The sequence below is a fragment of the Streptomyces rubellomurinus genome, from assembly GCF_000961885.1.
Taxonomy (GTDB): domain Bacteria; phylum Actinomycetota; class Actinomycetes; order Streptomycetales; family Streptomycetaceae; genus Kitasatospora; species Kitasatospora rubellomurina.
On record NZ_JZKH01000195.1, the window covers coordinates 1 to 4472 of the forward strand.

A 4472-nucleotide genomic window follows, 5' to 3' on the forward strand; every position below is an offset into this window, starting at 1 on the left:
GCCGCCGTCCTGGAGACCCTGCGCCGCGACGAAGGCGGCCCCGAACGCCTGGTGACGGCCCTGTCCGCCGCCTTCGTCGCCGGCCTGCCCGTCGACTGGACCGCCCAGCTGCCCGCCGGACCCCGGGCCGACCTGCCGACGTACGCCTTCCAACGCCGCCGCTACTGGGTCGAGCCCGACGCCTCGGACCTCGGCGGCGTCGGCTGGGGCCAGTCGGCCGTCGACCACCCCGTGCTGGGTGCCGCCGTCGAGCTGGCGGACGGCTCCGGGACGGTGCTGACCGGCCGCATGTCCGTCGCCACCCACCCCTGGCTCGCCGACCACGCCGTGCTCGGCACGGTCATCGTCCCCGGCACGGCCTTCCTCGAACTCGCCCTCCGGGCCGCTGCCGAGACCGACTGCCCGGTGGTCGACGAACTCACCCTGCACACCCCGCTGGTGCTGTCCGACACCGAGGCCGTGCGGATCCAGGTCACCGTCGAGGACCCCGACGACACCGGTGCCCGTACCGTCAGCGTGCACTCCCGGCCGGAGGGCGCACCCGCCGACGCCCCCTGGACCCGGCACGCGACCGGCCTGCTCGCCGCCGCACCCGAGGACCCGGCCGCCGGGGCGGCCCCCGAGCCGTGGCCCCCGACCGGCGCCCGGCCGGTCGACACGGACGGCCTCTACGACCGCGCGGCGGCGGCCGGGTTCGACTACGGCCCGCTGTTCCAGGGCCTGCGGCGGGTCTGGCGGCGCGGCGCCGAGCTGTTCGCCGAGGTCGAGATCCCCGACGAGGGCGGCGCGGACGCCGACCGCTTCCTCGTCCACCCGGCGCTGCTCGACGCGGCCGTGCACCCGATGCTGGCCCGGGACGACACCGACGCCGAGCTGCAGCCCGGCCTGCCGTTCTCCTGGACGGCCGTCCGGCTGGACATCCACCACGCCGGCGCGCTGCGGGTGCGGCTGACGGCGGGCGCCGCCGGCGAGGTCGCGCTGAGCGCGTACGATGAGGACGGCCGACCGGTCGTGTCCATCGGCTCGGTGGTCGTTCGACCCGTCTCCGCCGAGCAGTTGCCGACCGCCGGGGCCTCCGACCGCGACTCGCTCTTCGAACTCCGCTGGACGGAACGGGGGTTCCCCGCAGACGAGGCCCCGGGCCGGGCCGTCGCCCTGGACGACGCCGCCGCCTTCCTCGACGAGCCCGAGGCGCCCCTCCCCGAGGCCGTGCTCGTCCGCCTCCCCGCGTCCGAGGACCCGGAGCCCGCGCGGGCGCACGCGCTCACCGCGCGCGTCCTCGACCTCCTGCGCCGCTGGCTCGCCGACCCCCGGACCGCCGACACCCGCCTGGTCCTGCTGACCACCGGCGCGGTCGCGGTCGACGCGGACGAGCAGGTCGCCGACCTCGCCTCGACCGCCGTCTGGGGCCTGGTCCGCTCCGCGCAGGCCGAGCACCCGGGCCGCTTCGCCCTGATCGACGTCGACGCCGACACCCCCGACGAGGCCGCGCTCGCCCACGCCGCCTCCGGCGAGGACCAGCTCGCGCTGCGCCGAGGCACCGCGCTCGTCCCCGGCCTGGTCCGGGCGGCCGCCACCCGCCCCGAGGACACCGGCTTCGCGCCCGCTCCCGAAGGCACCGTCCTGATCACCGGCGGCACCGGCACCCTCGGCGCCCTGGTGGCCCGCCACCTGGTCACCGAGCGCGGCGTGCGGCACCTCCTGCTGCTCAGCCGGCGCGGCCCGCAGGCCCCCGGCGCGGCCGCGCTGGCCGCCGAACTCGCCGACCTCGGCGCCGACGTGCGCGTCGAGGCCTGCGACGCCGCCGACCGCGAGGCCCTCGCCCGGCTGCTCGCCACCGTCCCCGCCGAGCACCCGCTCACCGCCGTCGTCCACGCCGCCGGCGTCCTCGACGACGGCGTGGTCCAGGCGATGACCCCCGAACGGCTGGCCGCCGTGCTGCGCCCCAAGGCCGACGCCGCCTGGAACCTGCACCAGGCCACCCGGGGCCTGGACCTGGACGCCTTCGTCCTGTTCTCCTCGGCCGCCGGCCTGATCGGCAACCCCGGGCAGAGCAACTACGCCGCCGCCAACGCCTACCTGGACGCCCTCGCCCGGCACCGCCGCGCCCACGGCCTGCCCGCGACCTCGCTCGCCTGGGGCTGGTGGGCGGACGGCAGCGAGATGACCGCCGGGCTCGGCGCGGCCGACCGGCGGCGGATGACGGTCCTCGGCGTCCTGCCGCTCTCCGCCGAGCAGGGCTGTGCGCTGCTCGACTCGGCGACCAACCGCGCCGAGCCGGTCCTCATGCCGGTGCGGATGGACCTCGCCGTCCTGCGCCGGGCCGGCGCCGACGCGGTGCCCGCACTGCTGCGCGAGCTCGCTCGGGGTGCCCGCCGCCGTGGCGCGGCGGCCGCCGGGCCCAGCGCCCTGGCGGCCCGGCTGGCCGGCCTGTCGGCGGCCGAGCGCAGCCACCTGCTGGTGCGGACCGTGTGCACCCACGCCGCCGCCGTGCTCGGACACGCGGACGAAGACGGCATCGAGGAGACCCGGGCGTTCCGCGAGCTGGGCTTCGACTCGCTCACCGGGCTCGAACTGCGCAACCGGCTGAGCCGGACGGTCGGCCTGCGCCTGCCCGCGACGCTGGTCTTCGACTACCCGAACCCGAGGCTGCTGGCCGCCCGTCTGGCCGACCTCCTCGCCGACGGCCCGACCCCCGCGGCCACGGCGGCTTCGGCGGGTTCGGACGAGCCGATCGCCATCGTCGGCATGGGCTGCCGGCTCCCGGGCGGCGTGACCTCCCCCCAGGAGCTGTGGGAGCTGGTCGCGGCCGGCGTCGACGCGCTCACCGACTTCCCGACCGACCGTGGCTGGGACACCGACCGGATCTTCGACCTCGACCCCTCGCGCCCCGGCAGCACCTATGTGCGGACCGGCGGATTCGTCGACGGCGCGGCCGAGTTCGACGCCGAGTTCTTCGGCATCTCGCCGCGCGAGGCGCTGGCCATGGACCCGCAGCAGCGCCTGCTGCTGGAGACCGCCTGGGCGACCGTCGAGCACGCCGGCATCGACCCCGAGTCGCTGCGCGGCAGCCGCACCGGCGTGTTCGCGGGCGCGATCTACTACGACTACGCGACCCGGCTGAACCGGGTGCCGGACGAGCTGGAGGGCTACCTCGGCAACGGCAACGTCGGCAGCGTCGCCTCGGGCCGGGTGGCCTACGCGCTCGGCCTCGAAGGCCCGGCGGTGACCGTCGACACGGCCTGCTCGTCCTCGCTGGTCACCCTGCACCTGGCCTGCCAGGCGCTGCGCGCCGGCGAGTGCGACCTGGCGCTGGCCGGCGGTGTGACCGTGATGTCGACCCCCGCCGTCTTCGTCGACTTCGCCCGCCAGCGCGGCCTGGCGGCGGACGGGCGGTGCAAGCCGTTCGCGGCGGGCGCGGACGGGACCGGTTGGGGCGAGGGCGTCGGCCTGCTGTTGGTGGAGCGGTTGTCGGACGCGGTGCGCAACGGGCACCCGGTGCTCGCGGTGGTGCGCGGCAGCGCGGTGAACCAGGACGGCGCGTCCAACGGGCTGACGGCGCCGAACGGCCCCTCGCAGGAGCGGGTGATCCGGGCGGCGCTGGCGAGCGGGGGCCTGACCACGGCGGACGTCGACGCGGTGGAGGCGCACGGGACGGGCACGACGCTCGGCGACCCGATCGAGGCGCAGGCCCTGCTGGCGACGTACGGGCAGGGCCGCGCGGCCGAACTGCCGCTGCTGCTCGGCTCGGTGAAGTCCAACCTCGGGCACACCCAGGCGGCGGCGGGGGTGGCCGGGGTGATCAAGATGGTGATGGCGTTGCGGCACGGGGTGCTGCCGAAGTCGCTGCACGTGGACGCGCCGTCGCCGCACGTGGACTGGTCGGCGGGCGCGGTGGAGCTGCTGGCGGAGGCGGTTCCGTGGCCGCGGACGGGTCGGCCGCGGCGGGCCGGGGTGTCCTCGTTCGGGATCAGTGGCACCAACGCGCACGTGATCCTCGAACAGGCCCCGGAGTCACCGGAGTTGCTGCCGGAGCCCGCCGTTCCCGCCCCGTGGGTGGTCTCCGCCCGCACCGAACCCGCCCTGCGGGCCCAGGCGGCTCGACTGCGCGACTGGGCGCTCCAGCACCCGGAGGCCCGACTCGCCGACGTGGCGGCCGTGTTGGCCTCGGGGCGTGCGGCGATGGCGCACCGCGCGGTCGTGCTCGGTGGGGACCCGGCGGAACTGGCCGCCGGCCTGGCCGCGTTGGCGGCGGGCGAGCCCGAGCCCGCCGGCGTGGTGACCGGCGTCGTGCCGCGCGGTGCCGGACGGACCGCCCTGGTGTTCACGGGGCAGGGGGTGCGGGTCGCGGGGGCGGGGCGTGAACTGTACGACGCGTTCCCGGTGTTCGCGGCGGCGGTGGACGAGGTGTGCGGGGCGTTCGAGGGGGTGGTGCCGTTCTCGGTGCGGGAGGTGCTGCTGGGGGAGGCCGA

At 77.2% G+C, this 4472-nt stretch carries 1 protein-coding gene; it reads left to right on the plus strand.

Annotated features, from left to right (window positions below):
* Positions 1 to 4472 (plus strand): type I polyketide synthase (locus VM95_RS37060; RefSeq protein WP_045705633.1); only part of this gene is annotated, 4472 nt, incomplete at both ends.